Raw genomic sequence first — 18,012 nt, 5'->3', positions numbered from 1 at the left:
AGCCAATTGGGGGATGGTAGAGACAGTCAGGGCACCTCGAAGATGAGGCACTACGTCGGTGAGGGAAGACGTGAGCGACAACTCTGTAGTACTGCGGTACGGCGACGGCGAGTACACCTACCCGGTGATCGACAGCACCGTCGGCGACAAGGGCTTCGACATCGGGAAGCTCCGGGCCCATACCGGTCTGGTCACCCTGGACAGCGGTTACGGGAACACCGCCGCCTATAAATCCGCCATCACGTATCTGGACGGCGAGGCGGGCATCCTCCGCTACCGCGGCTACCCGATCGAGCAGCTGGCCGAGCGCTCCACCTTCCTGGAGGTCGCCTACCTGCTGATCAACGGCGAGCTGCCGACGGTCGACGAGCTCTCCACCTTCAAGAACGAGATCACCCAGCACACGCTGCTGCACGAGGACGTCAAGAACTTCTACCGGGGCTTCCCCCGGGACGCCCACCCGATGGCGATGCTGTCCTCCGTGGTCAGCGCCCTGTCGACGTTCTACCAGGACAGCCACAACCCGTTCGACGAGCGGCAGCGCAACCTCTCCACGATCCGTCTGCTCGCCAAGCTCCCGACGATCGCGGCCTACGCGTACAAGAAGTCGATCGGTCACCCGTTCGTCTACCCGCGCAACGACCTGGGCTACGTCGAGAACTTCCTGCGCATGACCTTCTCGGTCCCCGCCCAGGAGTACGAGCTCGACCCGGTCGTGGTCTCGGCCCTCGACAAGTTGCTCATCCTCCACGCGGACCACGAGCAGAACTGTTCGACCTCCACGGTCCGCCTCGTCGGCTCCTCGCAGGCGAACATGTTCGCCTCGATCTCCGCCGGCATCTCCGCGCTCTGGGGCCCGCTGCACGGCGGCGCCAACCAGTCCGTGCTGGAGATGCTGGAGGGCATCCGCGACGCCGGCGGCGACGTCGACTCCTTCATCCGCAAGGTGAAGAACAAGGAGGACGGCGTCCGTCTGATGGGCTTCGGCCACCGGGTCTACAAGAACTTCGACCCCCGCGCCAAGATCATCAAGGCTGCCGCGCACGACGTCCTCTCCGCGCTCGGCAAGTCCGACGAGCTGCTGGACATCGCGCTGAAGCTGGAGGAGCACGCGCTCTCCGACGACTACTTCGTCTCGCGCAGCCTCTACCCGAACGTGGACTTCTACACGGGTCTGATCTACCGCGCGATGGGCTTCCCGACCGAGATGTTCACGGTCCTGTTCGCCCTCGGCCGGCTGCCGGGCTGGATCGCCCAGTGGCACGAGATGATCAAGGAGCCGGGCTCCCGGATCGGTCGTCCGCGCCAGATCTACACGGGCGTCGTCGAGCGCGATTTCGTCCCGGTCGAGGCCCGCTAGGGCTTCTCCGGAGGCCGTTCTCCGTCGTGGGGTGTGTGGGAGCCGTTCACCCGGTTCCCCGCGCCCCATTCGGCTTTCCGGGCGCGCACGGGCACAGAACGCCGTGCGGGCAGGAAACGATGGGAACGGTGGGACGCACCTGCGTGACCGATCCGCGCGGCGGAGCCGCGCGACGGACGGGAAAGCGCCTTCCGGGCGCAGAAAGAAGGCGCCCTGCGCCGCTGGTCCCCCCACGGGCCGGCGAGCAGGGCGCCTTCCCATGTCCCGGTGCGGATTCCCCCCACGGGATCCGGCCGGGCGTCTGGTGGACCAGCGCCTGAATCGCTGAGCAGGACGGTGCCGTCCTGCGTATATGAAGTTGTCGTGCGGTGAGGTGCGGTCTGCCGGGACGCGTACGTACGGGAGGGCCGCTCAAAGCTCCCCGGGTACGTGCCCCGGCAACGCAATTCCGGGAACGTCCCCCAAGACATCCCCAGATGCCAGTCGCGCCCCCCAAGACGCTTCTGACATCGCCAACTTAGACTCACGAACCCCTTCGTTGGTTACGTTCACATCACTGTGATCTGCGTCTCTTGCCTTATGTCCTGAAGATGCGCAAGAGACCCGAAACGGTGACCGCGGTCCCAGCGTAAGGAAGATGCGCGAGCCTTGTGAAGAGCTTATGTGAGGCTGCTTCCGGACTCTAGGGGGACTTTTGCCCGGTCGTCACGTGAATGCCCGCAGTCGCAAGCTGTTCGTGACCACGAAAACGGACGAAAAGGCCATGGCCGCCCCCGCGATCATCGGGTTCAGCAGTCCGGCGGCGGCCAGCGGCAGCGCGGCCACGTTGTAGCCGAACGCCCAGACCAGGTTTCCCTTGATGGTGGACAGGGTGCGGCGGGACAGCCGGATGGCGTCGGCGGCCACCCGCAGGTCGCCGCGGACCAGCGTCAGGTCGCTCGCCTCGATCGCCGCGTCGGTGCCTGTGCCCATGGCGAGCCCGAGGTCGGCGGTGGCGAGCGCGGCGGCGTCGTTGACCCCGTCCCCGACCATCGCGACCGTGCGGCCCTCGCCCTGGAGCCGCCGGACGACGTCGACCTTGTCCTGCGGCAGGACCTCCGCGATCACCTGGTCGGGGGAGATCCCTACGGCGGCGGCCACGGACCGGGCCACCCGCGTGTGGTCCCCGGTCAGCAGCACCGGGGTGAGGCCGAGCGCCCGCAGCCGCCGGACGGCCTCGGCGCTGGTGTCCTTGACGGCGTCGGCGACGGTGAGGACACCGATCGCCGCTCCGTCGCGGGCCACCACGACCGCCGTGTGCCCCTCGCTCTCCGCGGCCTCCTTCGCGGCCCTGAGCGCCTCGGGGAGGGGGCCGTCGTGGATCCGGCCCACCTGCACGTCGTGGCCCGCCACACGGCCGTGTACGCCCTTCCCGGGCTCGTTCCGGAAGTCCTCGGCGGGCGGCAGCGGACCGAGGCGCTCCTCGGCGCCCGCGGCGACGGCCCGCGCGACGGGGTGTTCGGAGGCGTGCTCGACGGCGCCCGCGAGGCGCAGGACGTCCTCGTCGGCGACGCCCTCGGCCGCGTACACCCCGCGCAGGGTCATCCGGCCGGTGGTGACCGTGCCGGTCTTGTCCAGGACGACCGTGTCGACACGGCGGGTGGACTCCAGCACCTCGGGGCCCCGGATGAGGATGCCGAGCTGGGCGCCGCGGCCCGTGCCGACCATGAGGGCGGTCGGGGTGGCCAGGCCCAGCGCGCAGGGGCAGGCGATGATCAGCACCGCGACGGCCGCCGTGAAGCCCGCGGTCGGGTCGGCGGTCACGCCGAGCCAGGCACCGAACGTGGCCACCGCGATCAGCAGGACGACGGGCACGAACACGGCGGAGATCCGGTCGGCCAGCCGCTGCACCTCCGCCTTGCCGTTCTGCGCGTCCTCCACCAGCCGCGCCATCCGCGCCAGCTGCGTGTCCGCCCCCACGCGGGTCGCCTCCACGACGAGCCGGCCGCCGGCGTTCACCGTCGCGCCCGTGACGGCGTCGCCGACGGTCACGTCCACCGGCACGGACTCCCCGGTCAGCATGGACGCGTCGACGGCGGAGGCACCCTCGACGACGGTGCCGTCGGTGGCGAACTTCTCGCCGGGCCGTACGACGAACCGGTCGCCGACCACGAGCCGCCCGACCGGTATCCGGGTCTCCCGGCCCTCGCGCAGTACCGCGACGTCCTTGGCGCCCAGACGCAGCAGCGCCCTGAGGGCGGCGCCCGCCCGGCGCTTGGAGCGGGCCTCCAGATAGCGGCCCAGCAGGATGAACGCCACGACCCCGGCCGCGACCTCCAGGTAGATGGCCGAGGAGGCCGCCGTGCGGGACACGCCGAACTCGAAGCCGTGCCGCATGCCCGGCATGCCCGCGTCCCCCAGGAACAGCGCCCACAGCGACCAGCCGAAGGCCGCGAGCGTGCCGAGCGAGACCAGGGTGTCCATGGTGGCCGCCCCGTGCCGGAGGTTGGTGAACGCGGCCCGGTGGAAGGGCAGCCCGCCCCACACCACGACCGGCGCGGCCAGCGTCAGCGACAGCCACTGCCAGTTGTCGAACTGCAGGGCCGGGATCATGGACATGAGGATCACGGGGACGGCCAGCAGCACCGAGACGGTGAGCCGCTGCCGCAGGGCGGCCGACTCGGGATCCTCCGCCGCGACGTCCGTGTCCGGCTCCCGGTCCGCGCCGGGGACCGCCGCCGAGGGCGCCGGCTCCTCGGCCGTGTAGCCCGTCTTCACCACGGTGGCGATCAGATCGGTGACCTCGACCCCCGGGGGGTAGGCGATCTTCGCCTTCTCCGTCGCGTAGTTCACCGTGGCGGTCACGCCGTCCATGCGGTTGAGCTTCTTCTCGACGCGGGCCGCGCAGGAGGCGCAGGTCATCCCGCCGATCATCAGTTCGACCTCGTGGGCCGGCTCGCCCGCGGGGGTGACTTCGGTGGTGCTGGTCATGTCCGTGTCCGTGCTCCGGGGAACGTGCGCGGGTGCGGCCCGGGGCGGGGCGGGGCCCCGCCTGGGCGGGCGGTTCTCAGACGGTGCCGACCAGCTCGAAGCCGGCCTCGTCGACGGCGGCGCGCACGGCCTCCTCGTCGAGCGGGGCGGCCGAGACCACGGTCACCTCGCCGCTGGAGGCGACGGCCTTCACCGAGGAGACGCCGGCGATCTCGGAGATCTCGCCGGAGACGGCGCCTTCGCAGTGGCCGCAGCTCATGCCGCTCACCTTGTAGACGGTGGTGACGGAACCGGGAGTGTCGGTCTGGGCGGTCATGTCGTTGCTCCTCATCGGGGTGTGTGGGGTACGTGTAACCCTTCAGGCCTCCTACTCTATACCCCTGGGGGGTATGAATCAAAGACAGAGATCGCTCGGGGCGGGGCGGGCGGACTCAGGGGGCCGGCGTGGACGCCGCGGTCGGGCCCGCGGTGCCGGTGCCCGAAGCTGCGGGGTCCGGGGTGCCGGTGTCCGGGGCGGCGGCCGCCTGGGCCTCGCGGAGGCGGTCGCCGACCAGGGGGTCGAGGTAGCGGAACAGTACGTCCTTCAGCTCCTGGACGTACGCCTCGCGGTCGTCGCCCTCGCTGGCCAGGACCAGTTCGAGGCCCGCCATGTAGAGCGCCATGCAGACGTGCGCGACGCGCGTGACGGCGGCGGCCGGCCGGTCGGGAAGGAGCGGGGAGAGCAGGTCCTCGACCCGGGTGATCAGGGTGGTGTGGAGCGCGTCGTGCTCCTCCGCCATCCGGCCGGGGACGTCCGGACCGTGCATGAGGGTGAAGAACACCGGGTTGTGGCAGTTGAAGTCGATGAACCGGTCGACGGCGGCGGCCACGGCCTGCTCCAGCGGGGTCGCGGGGTCGATCGGCGCGAGCGCCTGGCCGTACGCCGCCCGCATGTCGGCCATCAGGCGCTGACCCAGCTCGATCGCGATCGCTTCCTTGTTCGGGAAGAACTGGTACAGCGTGCCCGGCGAGACACCGGCCTCGCGGGCGATCGCGTTGGTGCTCGCGGCCGCGTACCCGGTCGAGGCGAACACCGAGGCCGCGGCTTCGAGGAGTTGGGTGATGCGGCGCTCGCCGCGGGCCTGGCGGCGGCGCGGCTGCTCCTGCTCCCGGTGGGTGGGCATGCGGTTGTCCCCAGCTTCTCGGACCTGATTGACAAACACGAGTCGCCGCTCGCATTCTGATGAAACGCGAGCGAGTTCTCGTGTTTGCCAGTTTATGGCGTGGCGTATCCGTCCGCCCGGCTGCGCACGGCACGGATCAGACTGAAGGGGACACCGCACCATGACCGAAGTCAACAGGCCACCCCGGGCAGGGGGCTGGACCCGACTGGTGACCGCCCGTCCCCGGCTCTCCCTGCTCGTGGCCCTGCTGATCACCGCCCTCGCGGTCGTCGCGGGCAGCGATGTCGCCGACCGTCTGACCAGCGGCGGCTGGGAGGACCCCAAGGCCGAGTCCACCTATGCGACCAAGGCGCTGCAGCGCGAGTTCCCGAACTCCCAGCCGAACCTGCTGCTGATGGTCGACGCGGGCGACGCCTCGGTCGACGATCCGGAGGTCGCCGCCGAGGCGAAGCGGCTGACCGAGCGGCTGGCCGCCGAGAAGGGCGTCACGGGCGTCGGCTCCTACTGGCAGACCGGCGCCCCCGGCCTCCGTGCCGAGGACGGCGGTCAGGCGCTGATAGCGGCCCGCCTGACCGGCGACGAGACCACGATGAACGCGACGCTGGACCGCATCACTCCCGAGTTCCGCGGCCAGCACGGCCCGGTCGAGGTGAAGGTCGGCGGCGTCGTCGCCGTGCGCCACGAGATGCAGACGATCATCCAGGAGGACCTCCTGCGGGCCGAGCTGATCGCCCTGCCGGTGACCCTGGTCCTGCTGGTGATGGCCTTCGGCAGCGCGGTCGCCGCCCTGCTGCCGCTCGTCGTGGGCGTCGTCGCCATCCTCGGCACCAACGCGATCCTGCGCGGCCTCACGGAACTGACCGACGTCTCGATCTTCGCGCTGAACCTCACCACGGCCATGGGCCTCGGCCTCGCGATCGACTACGCGCTGTTCATCGTGCGCCGCTTCCGCGAGGAACTGGCCGCCGGCGCCGATCCCCGGACCGCGGTGGCCACCACCCTGCGCACCGCCGGACGCACGGTCCTGTTCTCGGCGCTCACGGTCGCCGTCTCGCTGGCCGCGATGGCGGTCTTCCCCCAGTCCTTCCTGAAGTCCATCGCCTACGCCGGAATCGCGGTCGTCCTGCTCGCCGCGGCGGCGGCCCTGATCGTGCTCCCGGCGGCCCTGGTGCTGCTGGGCGAGCGGGTCAACTCCCTCGACCTGCGCAAGCTGTTCAGGCGCCGCAGGGCCGAGGGGGCTCCCGCGCGGGAGGAGGGCGCCGCCTGGGGCCGCACGGCCGACGTCGTCATGCGCCGCGCCCCCGTCTTCGCCCTCGCCACCACCGCCGGCCTGGTCCTCCTCGGCCTGCCCTTCCTCGGCGTGAAGTTCGGCGCGGCCGACGACCGTCAGCTCCCCGCGTCCGCCGAGTCCCGTGTCGTCCAGCAGCACATCCGGGAGGACTTCCCGGGCACCCCCGGCGGCGGTCTGGAGATCCTCGCCGAGGGTGGGGCGAGCCAGGCCGAGTACGCCGCGTACAAGGACGAGATCGCCGCCCTGCCCGACGTGCTCCGGGTGGACGGCCCCGTGGTGAACGGCGACGCGGCCTACTTCGCCGTGCAGCCCGAGGGCGACGTGGTCGACGAGGCCGTGCAGGACCTGGTCCATGACATACGGGACCGGGCGGCGGACGCCCCGTTCAAGACGTCGGTGACGGGTGCGGGCGCGGTCCTGGTCGACACCAAGGAGGCGATAGGCGGCGGCCTGCCGCTGGCCCTCTCCTTCATCGCCGTGGTGACCCTCCTGCTGGTCTTCCTGCTCACCGGCAGCGTGCTGGTCCCCCTCCAGGCGGTCCTGCTCAACGCGCTCAGCCTCACCGCGATGTTCGGCGCGATGATCTGGGTCTTCCAGGACGGCCACCTCTCCGGCCTGCTGGGCTTCACCAGCTCCGGCTCCATCGAGACGACCCTGCCGGTGCTGATGTTCTGCGTGGCCTTCGGCCTCTCCATGGACTACGGCGTCTTCCTGCTCTCCCGCATCAAGGAGGAGTACGACCACAGCGGCGACCACACCGCCGCCGTCCGCCACGGTCTCCAGCGCACCGGCGGCCTGATCACCGCCGCCGCCGTCATCCTGGCCGTCGTGATGATCGCCATAGGCACCTCACGGGTGACGAACACCAAGATGCTCGGCCTGGGCCTCGCCCTCGCCGTGCTCATGGACGCGATGATCGTGCGCAGCCTGCTGGTCCCGGCCTTCATGCGGCTCACGGGCCGCGCCACCTGGTGGGCCCCGGCCCCGCTGCGCAGGTTCCACGAGCGGTTCGGCCTGAGCGAGGGGGAGTCGGCCCCGCGCGCCACCGGGACCCCGGCCGCCACCGCGACGGAGACGGCGACCGCGAGCACCTCGCCCACCCCGGCGACCGCGTCCGGTAAGCCCGAGGAGGACGAGCGCGACGAGGAGAGCGGCGCCGACAGGCGGAGCGACCACGACAAGGTGGATGTCTCTGGTTAGCGTTCACCGCAAAGGATCTCCGACAGGCCGGTGGGCCGGCGGGTCGGTGGGCCGGCGGACATACGGGCCCCCGGCCTGCCGGCCCGCCGACCCGCCGGGCGGTGAGGGCGAGGGTGAGGGCGTATGCGCGCGGTGGTGTTCGAGCGGTTCGGTGAACCGGCCGAGGTACGGGACGTCCCGGACCCTGCCCCGGCGGTCCACGGCGTGGTCGTCCGCGTCGAGGCCACGGGCCTGTGCCGCAGCGACTGGCACGCCTGGATGGGCCACGACCCGGACATCACCCCGCCGCACGTCCCCGGCCACGAGCTCGCCGGGGTGGTGGAGGAGGCCGGCGCCGGGGTGACCCGCTGGCAGCCCGGCGACCGGGTCACCGTCCCGTTCGTGTGCGCCTGCGGCAGCTGCGCCGCCTGCGCGGCCGGGGACCAGCAGGTGTGCGAGCGGCAGACCCAGCCGGGGTTCACGCACTGGGGCTCGTTCGCCCAGTACGTCGCCCTGGACCACGCCGACGTGAACCTGGTGGCGCTGCCGGAGGGCCTGTCGTACGGCACGGCGGCCTCCCTGGGCTGCCGGTTCGCCACGGCGTTCCGGGCGGTGGTGGCGCAGGGCAGGGTCGCGGCGGGCGAGTGGGTGGCCGTGCACGGCTGCGGGGGAGTGGGCCTGTCGGCGGTGATGATCGCGGCGGCCTCCGGCGCCCGGGTCGTCGCCGTCGACGTCTCGCCCCGGGCCCTGGACCTGGCGCGTACGTTCGGCGCGGCGGCCTGCGTGGACGCCTCGGCGGTCCAGGACACGGCCGAGGCCGTGCGGGAACTCACCGGCGGCGGCGCCCATCTCTCGCTGGACGCGCTCGGCTCCCCGGTGACCTGCGCCGCCTCGGTCGGCAGCCTCCGCCGCCGGGGCCGCCACGTCCAGGTGGGCCTGCTCCCGTCACCGACCGGCACGACCCCCGTCCCCATGGCCCGCGCGATCGCCCTGGAGCTGGAACTCCTCGGCAGCCACGGCATGGCGGCCCACGCCTACCCGCCCATGCTGGAACTGGTCGGCTCGGGAGTTCTGCGCCCCGACCTCCTGGTGACGTCCACGATCGGGCTGGACGCCGTCCCCGAGGCACTCGCCGCGCTGGGCACGGCACCGGGCAGCGGCGTGACGGTCATCGAGCCCTGGACGAACCGCCCATGACGGCCTACGGACACCGAGAGCGGACCGCCTGCCGCCGCCCCTGACGTCGCCCGAGCCCGGGCGGCGTCAGGGGCGCCCTCGAAGCCGGACGGACCCCGACGGCCGGCCGACCCCTGAGCCCCGACGATCATCGGGGCCCCGACATGGAGCGGGGCCATGGCGGTGTGGGCGGCCTTGGCTCCGGACGGGCCGCGACGCGGGCCGGGCCGTGCGGCCGGAGGGCCTGTGCCGATCAGCCGTGCGCTCACGGTCTGCCGGGCCGTGACGTCCTGCTGGCCCCCGGGCCCCGACGGTCTGCCGGGCCGTGACGGCGAGCCGACCCCCGGGCCCCGACGGTCTGCCGGGCCGTGACGGCCAGCCGACCCCCGAGCCCCGACGATCAGCAACGCCCCGACGGTCTGCCGGGCCCCGACGGTCAGTGGCCCCCGATATTCAGCGGCCCTCGACCGTCACCGGCCCCCGAGCGTCACCGTGCCCCGGGACCGGCGTGGCCCCGCTCCGGGCGGCCGCGGTGCGTGGCCCACTCGGGGGCGAGGATCGACATCCGTACCGCGTCGATCCACTCCCCGTCCTGCCACAGCGTCTGCCGCTCCACGCCCTCGGCCACGAACCCCGCCTTCTCGTAGGCGCGCCGGGCCCGCGGGTTGTGGGTGAAGACGTACAGCGAGACGCGGTGCATACCGAGCCGCTCGAAGGCGTGGCCCACCGTCAGCCGCACGGCCTCCGTGCCCAGCCCGCGGTCCCGCCCGGCTGGGCCGATCAGGATCCGGAGGCAGCAACTGCGGTTGGGTTCGTCCCACTCGTTGAGGACGACCTCGCCGACCAGTTCACCGCTCGCCCGGTCCACGATGCCGAGATCGAGGCGGTCGGTCTGCTCGCCGCGGTTGCCGTACCAGGTGCGCAGCCTCTCCCTGTCGTACGGCCCGTCCTGGCTCCCGGTGAGCCGGACAACCTCCGGGTCGGCCAGGATGCGGGCCATCACGGGGGTGTCGTCCGCGGTGAAGGGCCGCAGGACGGCCCGCTCACCGGTGAGTACGGGTTTCTCGGAGAAGCTCATCCCGGAATCCTCGGCAGTGCGAGGATTCCGGGGCAAACGAATAAGCGCTGTCGTCAGTCGCCCGCCCTGCGCCCCCGGTTGCCCGGTCTGGAGGCGACCCAGGCGCGGACCGTGTCCGCGTACCAGTACGGTTTGCCGCCCTCCACGTGGTCGGGCGGCGGCAGCAACCCGTGTTTGCGGTACGAGCGGACGGTGTCGGGCTGCACACGGATGTGCGCCGCGATGTCCTTGTACGACCAGAGGCGTCGGTCGGTCATCTGTGGCACCTCCCCGCGCGCGCCGCGGCGGCGGCCGGGACGACCGTCGGGGGAGCCGGGCGCTGCGCTGGCGATCACAAGACTCTGCTCGCTCAACGACGCACAGTGATCACCGGGGGCCCCTCGTGGACCACCCGTGACCAAAGGCCCGCGTACACGTGACACGTGTGACAGAAAGGTGACTTTTGTGACGCGAGTGATGAATGGGGTGCCTCGTGGTCGGGGGGGGGGGCGCCGCGCCCCAAGGGGCGCGGGGAGCCGCGCGACCGGCCGCGGAGCAACCGCGGCCCCGAACGTCCCGCAGCTCCCGCGCCCTCCCCCCGGCTCGGGAGACCTACGCGCCGCAGGACCGCAGGAACGCCCGCGTCCGCTTGGCGATCGGCAGCGGAGCGTCCGGCTCGCACGGGTACATGTCCTGCTCGACGATCGCGAACAGGTCCACGTCCAGCTTCTGCGCGGCCTCCAGCACGGGCCCCAGCTCGGGCACGCCCTTCGGCGGCTCGCACATCACGCCCTGCGCCACGGCGGGCCCGAACGGCGTGCCCTTGGCCCGGACGTCGGCCAGGATCTCGGGGTCGACCTGCTTGAGGTGCAGATAGCCGATGCGCTCGCCGTACGTCTCGATCAGCTTGACGCTGTCGCCGCCGCAGTACGCGTAGTGCCCGGTGTCGAGGCACAGGGAGACCACCGAGGAGTCGGTGCCGTCCAGGAAGCGGACGACGTTCTCCTCGCTGTCGATGTGGGTGTCGGCGTGCGGATGGACGACGATCTGCAGGCCGTACCGTTCCCGCACCTCCCGCCCGAGCCGCTCGGTGAGGTGGGTGAGGTGCCGCCACTGCTCGACGGTCAGCTCGCTGGGCTCCAGCACCTGGCCCGTCTTGTCGTCCCGCCAGAAGGAGGGGATGACGACGAGGTGCTTGGCGCCCATGGCCTGGGCGAGGACCGCGTTGTCGGCGACGTGCGCCCAGGTCTTCTCCCACACGTCGGGGCCGTGGTGCAGCCCGGTGAAGACCGTGCCGGCCGACACTTTCAGGCCACGTTTTGCCGTCTCCTCGGCGAGAACGGCGGGGTCCTTCGGCAGGTAGCCGTAGGGGCCCAGCTCGATCCACTCGTAGCCGGCGGCGGCCACCTCGTCGAGGAAGCGCTGCCAGGGGACCTGCTGGGGGTCGTCGGGGAACCACACGCCCCAGGAGTCGGGCGCCGAGCCGATCCGGATGCGCGAGAGTGAGGACTGAGGTGACAACGACGTCATGGCGGCCAGCTTCAGGCCGGAACCGAAGGGTGTCAATAGGTAGTCCGAATGTCTGGACAAAACATTGACAGGGTCGCTCCCGCGGAGCTAGACCTTGACGGAACCGGAGCACGAAGGGAACTCGATGGCGTACGACCTGATCACCATGGGGCGGATCGGTGTGGACCTGTATCCGCTGCAGACGGGGGTCCCACTGCCGCAGGTGACGTCCTTCGGGAAGTTCCTCGGCGGATCGGCGACGAACGTCGCGGTGGCCGCCGCCCGGCTCGGCCGGGACACCGCCGTCATCACCCGCACGGGCGAGGACCCCTTCGGCGAGTACCTCCACCAGGCGCTGCGGGACTTCGGCGTCGACGACCGCTGGGTGACGGCGGTCCCCGGCCTCGCCACTCCCGTCACGTTCTGCGAGGTCTTCCCGCCGGACGACTTCCCGCTGTACTTCTACCGCCGCCCCAAGGCGCCGGACCTGGAGATCGACGCCCATGAGCTGGACCTGGAGGCCATCCGCGAGGCCCGCGTCTTCTGGGTCACCGGCACCGGTCTGAGCGAGGAGCCCAGCCGCACGGCGACGCTCGCGGCCCTCGCCCACCGGGCCAAGGCGGGCACGACCGTCTTCGACCTCGACTGGCGGCCCATGTTCTGGACCGATCCCGACGCGGCCCGCCCGTTCTACGCGGAGGCCCTGCGGCACACCACCGTCGCCGTCGGCAACCTGGACGAGGTCGAGGTCGCCACCGGCGTCCGCGAGCCGCACGCCGCCGCCGAGGCACTGCTGGCCGCCGGGGTCGAACTCGCGGTGGTGAAGCAGGGCCCCAAGGGCGTGCTCGCGGTGCACCGCGACGGCACGACCGCGGAGGTGCCGCCGCTGCCGGTGAACGTCCTCAACGGACTGGGCGCCGGCGACGCCTTCGGCGGGTCCCTCTGCCACGGCCTGCTCGCAGGCTGGGACCTGGAGCGGATCATGCGGCACGCCAACGCCGCCGGCGCCATCGTCGCCTCCCGTCTGGAGTGCTCCTCCGCGATGCCCACCGCGCAGGAGATCGAGGCCGCGGTCACGGCGGGGGAAGTGCGGTGAGCATCGACGTCTCCGCCCTGGTCCGCACCCGGGTCCACCACCCCGAGGCGATCGCCGAGGCCGCCGCCCGCCGGGTCCGCCGCCCCCTGATCGGTGACTCCGGACGGCTGATGATCGTCGCCGCCGACCACCCCGCCCGCGGCGCCCTCTCCGTCGGCGACCGCAGGCTCGCCATGGCGAACCGCGCCGACCTCCTCGAACGGCTGTGCCTGGCGCTCGGCCGGCCCGGCGTCGACGGGGTGCTCGCGACCGCCGACATCCTCGACGACCTGCTCCTCCTCGGTGCCCTCGACGGCAAGGTCGTCATGGGCTCGATGAACCGCGGCGGACTCGCGGGCGCCTCCTTCGAACTGGACGACCGTTTCACCGGCCACCGCCCCGAGGACATCGAGCGCCTCCGCTTCGACGCCGGCAAACTGCTGCTGCGCGTCGACTACGACGACCCCGGCTCCCTCGACACCCTGGAGTCCACCGCGCACGCCGTGGACGCCATGGCCGAGCGGCGGCTCCCCGTCTTCGTCGAGCCGTTCATCAGCCGCCGCGACCCCGTCACCGGCAAGGTCAGGAACGACCTCTCCGCCGACGCGGTCACCCGGTCGATCGCCATAGCCGCCGGTCTCGGCGGCACCTCCGCGTACACCTGGCTGAAGGTGCCCGTCACCGAGAACCCCGACGACATGGCCCGCGTCATGGAGACCTCGACCCTGCCCGCCGTCCTCCTCGGCGGCGACGTCGGCGAGGACCAGGAGGGCGCGTACGAGAAGTGGCGGGGCGCCCTGCAACTGCCCACCGTCCAGGGCCTGGTGGTCGGCCGTTCGTTGCTCTACCCGGCGGACGACGACGTGACCGCCGCCGTGGACACCGCCGTAGGACTGCTGTGAGGGCCGCATGACACACAAGACCGAGCTGTACGTCCCCAAGGGGACGACCGCCCACGGGGGGTACACCCTCGACATCGGCCCCGAGCGGGCCGGCTGGACCCACAGCAGCCTGCGCGTCGTGGAGTTGGAGCCGGGCGGCGAGCACACCTTCACCACCGGGGACAGCGAATGGATCGTGCTGTCCCTCAACGGCGCCTGTACGGTTCGCGTGTCGGAGGAACCGGGTGAACCGGACGAACCGACCGGCGACGGCACCGCAGAGTTCGACATCCTGGGCCGCGAGGACGTGTTCGCCGGAGTCTCCGACTTCGTCTACGCGCCCCGCGACGCCCGGGTACAGATCGCCTCCGGCGCGGGAGGCCGCTTCGCTTTGGCAGGAGCGAGGTGCGAGCGACGACTCCCCGCCCGCTACGGCCCCGCGCCGGAGGTTCCCGTCGAAGACCGCGGCAGCGGCACCTGCGCCCGCCAGGTGCGCAACTTCGCCTCCGCCGACGCCTTCGAGTGCGACAAGCTCATCACCGTCGAGGTCATCACCCCGGGCGGCAACTGGTCCTCGTACCCGCCGCACAAGCACGACGAGAACCGGCCCGGGGAGGAGACCGAGCTGGAGGAGATCTACTACTTCGAGATCGACGGCCCGAACGGCTTCGGCTACCAGCGGGTGTTCCCCTCCCGCGAGGGCGGCGCCGACGTCCTCGCCGAGGTCCGCTCGGGTGACGCCGTCCTCGTCCCCGACGGCTGGCACGGCCCGTCCATCGCGCAGCCCGGCCACAGCATGTACTACCTGAACGTGATGGCCGGTCCGGGCACCGAGCGGCAGTGGCGGATCTGCTTCCATCCCGACCACACGGAGGGGTACCGATGACCACCGGGACCACGCGGCTCACCGTGGCGCAGGCGCTGGTGCGGTTCCTCGCCGCCCAGTACACCGAGCGCGACGGCGAGCGGCAGCGGCTGATCGGCGCCACCTGGGGCATCTTCGGCCACGGCAACGTCGCGGGCCTCGGCCAGGCCCTCGTCGAGTACGCGGACGTGATGCCGTACCACCAGGGCCGCAACGAACAGGCCATGGTGCACGCCGCCGTCGGCTACGCCCGCCAGTCGGGCCGGCTGTCCACGCACGCGGTGACGACGTCGATCGGCCCCGGCGCCACCAACCTCGTCACCGGCGCCGCCCTCGCCACCATCAACCACCTGCCGGTGCTGCTCCTGCCCGGCGACATCTTCGCGACCCGGCCCGCGGACCCGGTCCTCCAGCAGCTCGAAGTGCCGTACGCCGGCGACATCAGCGTCAACGACACGCTGCGCCCGGTGTCGCGGTACTTCGACCGGGTCAACCGTCCCGAGGCGCTGATCCCGGCCGCCCTCCAGGCGATGCGGGTGCTCACGGACCCCGTGGAGACGGGCGCCGTGACCCTCGCCCTGCCGCAGGACGTGCAGGCGGAGGCGTACGACTGGCCGGAGGAGTTCTTCGCCGAACGGACCTGGCACGTACGGCGGCCCGCCCCGGACCAGGCCGAACTGGCCGACGCGGTACGGGTGATCCGCGAGGCCCGCCGTCCGCTCATCGTGGCCGGCGGCGGTGTCCACCACGCCCGCGCCGAGGAGGCGCTCGCCGAACTCGCCGACGCCACCGGCATCCCCGTCGCCTCCACCCAGGCCGGCAAGGGCTCCCTGCGGTACGACCACCCGCAGGACGTCGGCGCGATCGGCCACACCGGCACCGCGACCGCCAACGAACTCGCCCGCACCGCCGACCTGGTGATCGGCGTCGGCACCCGGTACACGGACTTCACCACCGCCTCCGGCACCCTCTTCGCCGCCGACGGCGTCCGCTTCCTCAACCTCAACATCGCGCCCTACGACGGCCACAAGCTCTCCGGGATGCCGCTGATCGCGGACGCGCGGGCCGGTCTGGAGGAGTTGACGGAGGCGCTGGAACTGCACGGGCACCGGGTCGCGGACGCGTACGTCGCCGAGTACGGCGAGGACAAGCAGCGCTGGGAGCACCGCGTCGACGCCTGCTACGAGGCGGAGGAGCCGGACACCCGGCCCACCCAGGCACAGGTCCTCGGCCTCCTCGACGAGATCGTCGACGAGTCCGACATCCTCATCAACGCCGCCGGCTCCCTCCCCGGCGACCTGCACAAACTGTGGCGGACGCGGTCGCGTGACCAGTACCACCTGGAGTATGGCTACTCCTGCATGGGCTACGAGATCCCGGCCGCGATCGGTGTCCGCATGGCCGCTCCCGGGCGCCCGGTGTGGGCGCTGGTCGGCGACGGCACGTATCTGATGATGCCGACGGAGATCGTCACGGCCGTCCAGGAGAACGTGCCGATCAAGATGCTCCTGGTGCAGAACCACGGGTACGCCTCCATCGGCGGCCTGTCGGAGTCGGTGGGCGGGGAGCGGTTCGGCACCGCCTACCGGCACCGGAACCCGGACGACGGCACGTTCACGGGCGCCCCGCTGCCCGTGGACCTCGCCGCCAACGCGGCCAGCCTCGGCATGCGCGTCCTGCGCGCGAAGACCGTCCGCGAGCTGCGCGCGGCCCTCGTCGAGGCGCGGGCCGCCGACACTCCCACTTGTGTCTACGTGGAGACCGAAACCGCAGACACAGTGTCGGGCCCGCCCCCGGCACAGGCCTGGTGGGATGTACCTGTGGCCGAGACCGCGACCCGAGTGTCGGCGGTCAGGGCACGCGAGGAGTACGACCGGCACGTCTCAACCCGACGCCGCCATCTGTAAGAAGGAGTCTTTCGGCATGACGAAGATCGTCAACCACTGGATCGGCGGCAAGACCGTCGAAGGCGCGTCGGGTACGTTCGGTCCGGTCACGGACCCGGCGACCGGCGCTGTCACCACCCAGGTCGCCTTCGCGACCGTCGACGAGGTCGACGCGGCGGTACGCACCGCCAAGGAGGCCTTCGTGACCTGGGGCCAGTCCTCGCTGGCCCAGCGCACCTCCATTCTGTTCAAGTTCCGGGCGCTGCTCGACGCCAACCGCGACGCGATCGCGGAGCTGATCACCGCCGAGCACGGCAAGGTGCACTCGGACGCGCTCGGCGAGGTCGCGCGCGGCCTGGAGATCGTCGACCTGGCGTGCGGCATCACCGTGCAGCTGAAGGGCGAGCTGTCGACGCAGGTCGCCAGCCGCGTGGACGTCTCCTCGATCCGCCAGCCGCTGGGTGTCGTCGCGGGCATCACGCCGTTCAACTTCCCGGCGATGGTCCCGATGTGGATGTTCCCCCTCGCCATCGCGTGCGGCAACACCTTCGTGCTGAAGCCGTCCGAGAAGGACCCCTCGGCCTCCATGAAGATCGCCGAGCTGCTGGCCGAGGCCGGGCTGCCCGACGGTGTCTTCAACGTCGTCCACGGCGACAAGGTGGCCGTCGACCGCCTCCTGGAGCACCCGGACGTCAAGGCGGTCTCCTTCGTCGGCTCCACCCCGATCGCCCGCTACATCCACACCACGGCCTCCGCGAACGGCAAGCGCGTCCAGGCCCTGGGCGGCGCCAAGAACCACATGCTGGTCCTCCCGGACGCCGACCTGGACGCCGCGGCCGACGCCGCCGTCTCCGCCGCGTACGGCTCGGCCGGTGAGCGCTGCATGGCGATCTCCGCGGTCGTCGCGGTCGGCGCGATCGGCGACGAGCTGGTGGAGAAGATCCGCGAGCGCGCCGAGAAGATCAAGATCGGCCCCGGCAACGACCCGACCTCCGAGATGGGCCCGCTGATCACCAAGGTCCACCGCGACAAGGTGGCCTCGTACGTGACGGGCGCGGCGGCCGAGGGCGCCGAGGTGGTCCTCGACGGCACCGGCTTCACCGTCGACGGCTTCGAGGACGGCCACTGGATCGGCATCTCGCTCCTCGACAAGGTCCCGACCTCCGCCAAGGCGTACCAGGACGAGATCTTCGGCCCCGTCCTGTGCGTGCTCCGCGTGGACACCTACGAGGAGGGCATGGCCCTCATCAACGCCTCGCCGTTCGGCAACGGCACCGCGATCTTCACGCGGGACGGCGGCGCCGCCCGCCGCTTCCAGCTGGAGGTCGAGGCCGGCATGGTCGGCGTGAACGTCCCGATCCCGGTCCCCGTCGGCTACCACTCCTTCGGCGGCTGGAAGGACTCCCTCTTCGGGGACCACCACATCTACGGCAACGACGGCACCCACTTCTACACCCGCGGCAAGGTCGTCACGACCCGCTGGCCCGACCCGGCCGACGGCCCCACCGGCGTCGACCTGGGCTTCCCGCGCAACCACTGAGCACCCGCCCCGTCCTCCCCGCACCCCCTCGGGGTGCGGGGAGGACGCGCGTCGGGGGTG

The 18,012-nt window shown here is 71.8% G+C and carries 14 protein-coding genes; 8 read left to right on the top strand and 6 right to left on the bottom strand.

The window, feature by feature from the left end:
* Nucleotides 1–70 precede the first annotated feature (70 nt).
* Nucleotides 71–1,360 carry a citrate synthase gene (locus tag GSY65_RS12930; protein WP_055540764.1) on the top strand — a complete coding sequence of 430 codons (1,290 nt, stop codon included), beginning with the start codon at nucleotides 71–73 and terminating at the stop codon, nucleotides 1,358–1,360.
* A gap of 705 nt (nucleotides 1,361–2,065) precedes the next feature.
* Here the strand turns inward: GSY65_RS12930 and GSY65_RS12925 are convergent.
* From GSY65_RS12925 to GSY65_RS12915, 3 genes are all read right to left on the bottom strand, one after another.
* Entirely contained in the window at nucleotides 2,066–4,330 is a 2,265-nt protein-coding gene (locus tag GSY65_RS12925; protein ID WP_159767482.1) for a heavy metal translocating P-type ATPase, read from the bottom strand.
* A 76-nt stretch (nucleotides 4,331–4,406) separates the two neighbouring features.
* Nucleotides 4,407–4,646 (bottom strand): heavy-metal-associated domain-containing protein, encoded by a 240-nt coding sequence (locus GSY65_RS12920; protein ID WP_055715010.1) that lies wholly within the window; start codon nucleotides 4,644–4,646, stop codon nucleotides 4,407–4,409.
* Between the two features lie 115 nt (nucleotides 4,647–4,761).
* The gene (locus GSY65_RS12915; RefSeq protein ID WP_159767479.1) at nucleotides 4,762–5,493 is read right to left on the bottom strand and encodes a TetR/AcrR family transcriptional regulator; all 732 of its coding nucleotides are present in this window, start codon (nucleotides 5,491–5,493) and stop codon (nucleotides 4,762–4,764) included.
* A 160-nt stretch (nucleotides 5,494–5,653) separates the two neighbouring features.
* Here GSY65_RS12915 and GSY65_RS12910 point away from each other — a divergent pair, with 160 nt between their 5' ends.
* Both GSY65_RS12910 and GSY65_RS12905 read left to right on the top strand, forming a co-directional pair.
* A complete protein-coding gene (locus GSY65_RS12910; protein WP_159767476.1) occupies nucleotides 5,654–7,984 on the top strand; it encodes an MMPL family transporter in 2,331 nt (776 codons plus the stop codon).
* 123 nt (nucleotides 7,985–8,107) lie between these two features.
* Complete coding sequence (locus tag GSY65_RS12905) at nucleotides 8,108–9,160, top strand: zinc-dependent alcohol dehydrogenase family protein (protein ID WP_159767474.1); 1,053 nt, start codon at nucleotides 8,108–8,110, stop codon at nucleotides 9,158–9,160.
* 466 nt (nucleotides 9,161–9,626) lie between these two features.
* Here the strand turns inward: GSY65_RS12905 and GSY65_RS12900 are convergent, their stop codons facing one another.
* The 3 genes from GSY65_RS12900 to GSY65_RS12890 form a co-directional block, all read right to left on the bottom strand.
* Complete coding sequence (locus GSY65_RS12900; protein ID WP_159767472.1) at nucleotides 9,627–10,217, bottom strand: GNAT family N-acetyltransferase; 591 nt, start codon at nucleotides 10,215–10,217, stop codon at nucleotides 9,627–9,629.
* 53 nt (nucleotides 10,218–10,270) lie between these two features.
* Nucleotides 10,271–10,474 carry a helix-turn-helix transcriptional regulator gene (locus tag GSY65_RS12895; protein WP_159767470.1) on the bottom strand — a complete coding sequence of 68 codons (204 nt, stop codon included), beginning with the start codon at nucleotides 10,472–10,474 and terminating at the stop codon, nucleotides 10,271–10,273.
* A 334-nt stretch (nucleotides 10,475–10,808) separates the two neighbouring features.
* Entirely contained in the window at nucleotides 10,809–11,726 is a 918-nt protein-coding gene (locus GSY65_RS12890) for a sugar phosphate isomerase/epimerase family protein (protein WP_159767468.1), read from the bottom strand.
* A gap of 124 nt (nucleotides 11,727–11,850) precedes the next feature.
* On the opposite strand from GSY65_RS12890, the gene iolC reads away from it, so the two are divergent.
* The 5 genes from iolC to mmsA are packed head-to-tail and all read left to right on the top strand — an operon-like array spanning nucleotide 11,851 to nucleotide 17,952.
* Nucleotides 11,851–12,801 (top strand): 5-dehydro-2-deoxygluconokinase, encoded by a 951-nt coding sequence (gene iolC, locus GSY65_RS12885; protein WP_159775877.1) that lies wholly within the window; start codon nucleotides 11,851–11,853, stop codon nucleotides 12,799–12,801.
* Complete coding sequence (locus GSY65_RS12880) at nucleotides 12,798–13,682, top strand: Cgl0159 family (beta/alpha)8-fold protein (RefSeq protein ID WP_159767466.1); 885 nt, start codon at nucleotides 12,798–12,800, stop codon at nucleotides 13,680–13,682. Before iolC ends, GSY65_RS12880 begins: the two co-directional genes overlap by 4 nt.
* 7 nt (nucleotides 13,683–13,689) lie before the next feature.
* Nucleotides 13,690–14,547, top strand: coding sequence for a 5-deoxy-glucuronate isomerase (gene iolB, locus GSY65_RS12875; protein ID WP_159767464.1), 858 nt, complete (start codon nucleotides 13,690–13,692; stop codon nucleotides 14,545–14,547).
* Nucleotides 14,544–16,433 (top strand): 3D-(3,5/4)-trihydroxycyclohexane-1,2-dione acylhydrolase (decyclizing), encoded by a 1,890-nt coding sequence (gene iolD / locus GSY65_RS12870; protein WP_159767462.1) that lies wholly within the window; start codon nucleotides 14,544–14,546, stop codon nucleotides 16,431–16,433. The genes iolB and iolD overlap by 4 nt, the downstream gene beginning before the upstream one ends.
* A gap of 16 nt (nucleotides 16,434–16,449) precedes the next feature.
* Entirely contained in the window at nucleotides 16,450–17,952 is a 1,503-nt protein-coding gene (gene mmsA / locus GSY65_RS12865) for a CoA-acylating methylmalonate-semialdehyde dehydrogenase (RefSeq protein ID WP_159767460.1), read from the top strand.
* Nucleotides 17,953–18,012: the final 60 nt, after the last annotated feature.

Source organism: Streptomyces sp. HM190 (assembly GCF_009857135.1).
In the GTDB taxonomy this organism is placed as follows: domain Bacteria; phylum Actinomycetota; class Actinomycetes; order Streptomycetales; family Streptomycetaceae; genus Streptomyces; species Streptomyces heilongjiangensis.
This window is presented reverse-complemented; position numbering and strand designations above follow the sequence as displayed.

What these genes read in the sequence shown, in the direction of transcription:
- GSY65_RS12925 (WP_159767482.1), bottom strand. Translation starts at nt 4,330, where the DNA reads ATGACCAGCACCACCGAAGTCACCCCCGCGGGCGAGCCGGCCCACGAG.
- GSY65_RS12920 (WP_055715010.1), bottom strand. Translation starts at nt 4,646, where the DNA reads ATGACCGCCCAGACCGACACTCCCGGTTCCGTCACCACCGTCTACAAG.
- GSY65_RS12915 (WP_159767479.1), bottom strand. Translation starts at nt 5,493, where the DNA reads ATGCCCACCCACCGGGAGCAGGAGCAGCCGCGCCGCCGCCAGGCCCGC.
- GSY65_RS12910 (WP_159767476.1), top strand. Translation starts at nt 5,654, where the DNA reads ATGACCGAAGTCAACAGGCCACCCCGGGCAGGGGGCTGGACCCGACTG.
- GSY65_RS12905 (WP_159767474.1), top strand. Translation starts at nt 8,108, where the DNA reads ATGCGCGCGGTGGTGTTCGAGCGGTTCGGTGAACCGGCCGAGGTACGG.
- GSY65_RS12900 (WP_159767472.1), bottom strand. Translation starts at nt 10,217, where the DNA reads ATGAGCTTCTCCGAGAAACCCGTACTCACCGGTGAGCGGGCCGTCCTG.
- GSY65_RS12895 (WP_159767470.1), bottom strand. Translation starts at nt 10,474, where the DNA reads ATGACCGACCGACGCCTCTGGTCGTACAAGGACATCGCGGCGCACATC.
- GSY65_RS12890 (WP_159767468.1), bottom strand. Translation starts at nt 11,726, where the DNA reads ATGACGTCGTTGTCACCTCAGTCCTCACTCTCGCGCATCCGGATCGGC.
- iolC (WP_159775877.1), top strand. Translation starts at nt 11,851, where the DNA reads ATGGCGTACGACCTGATCACCATGGGGCGGATCGGTGTGGACCTGTAT.
- iolB (WP_159767464.1), top strand. Translation starts at nt 13,690, where the DNA reads ATGACACACAAGACCGAGCTGTACGTCCCCAAGGGGACGACCGCCCAC.
- iolD (WP_159767462.1), top strand. Translation starts at nt 14,544, where the DNA reads ATGACCACCGGGACCACGCGGCTCACCGTGGCGCAGGCGCTGGTGCGG.
- mmsA (WP_159767460.1), top strand. Translation starts at nt 16,450, where the DNA reads ATGACGAAGATCGTCAACCACTGGATCGGCGGCAAGACCGTCGAAGGC.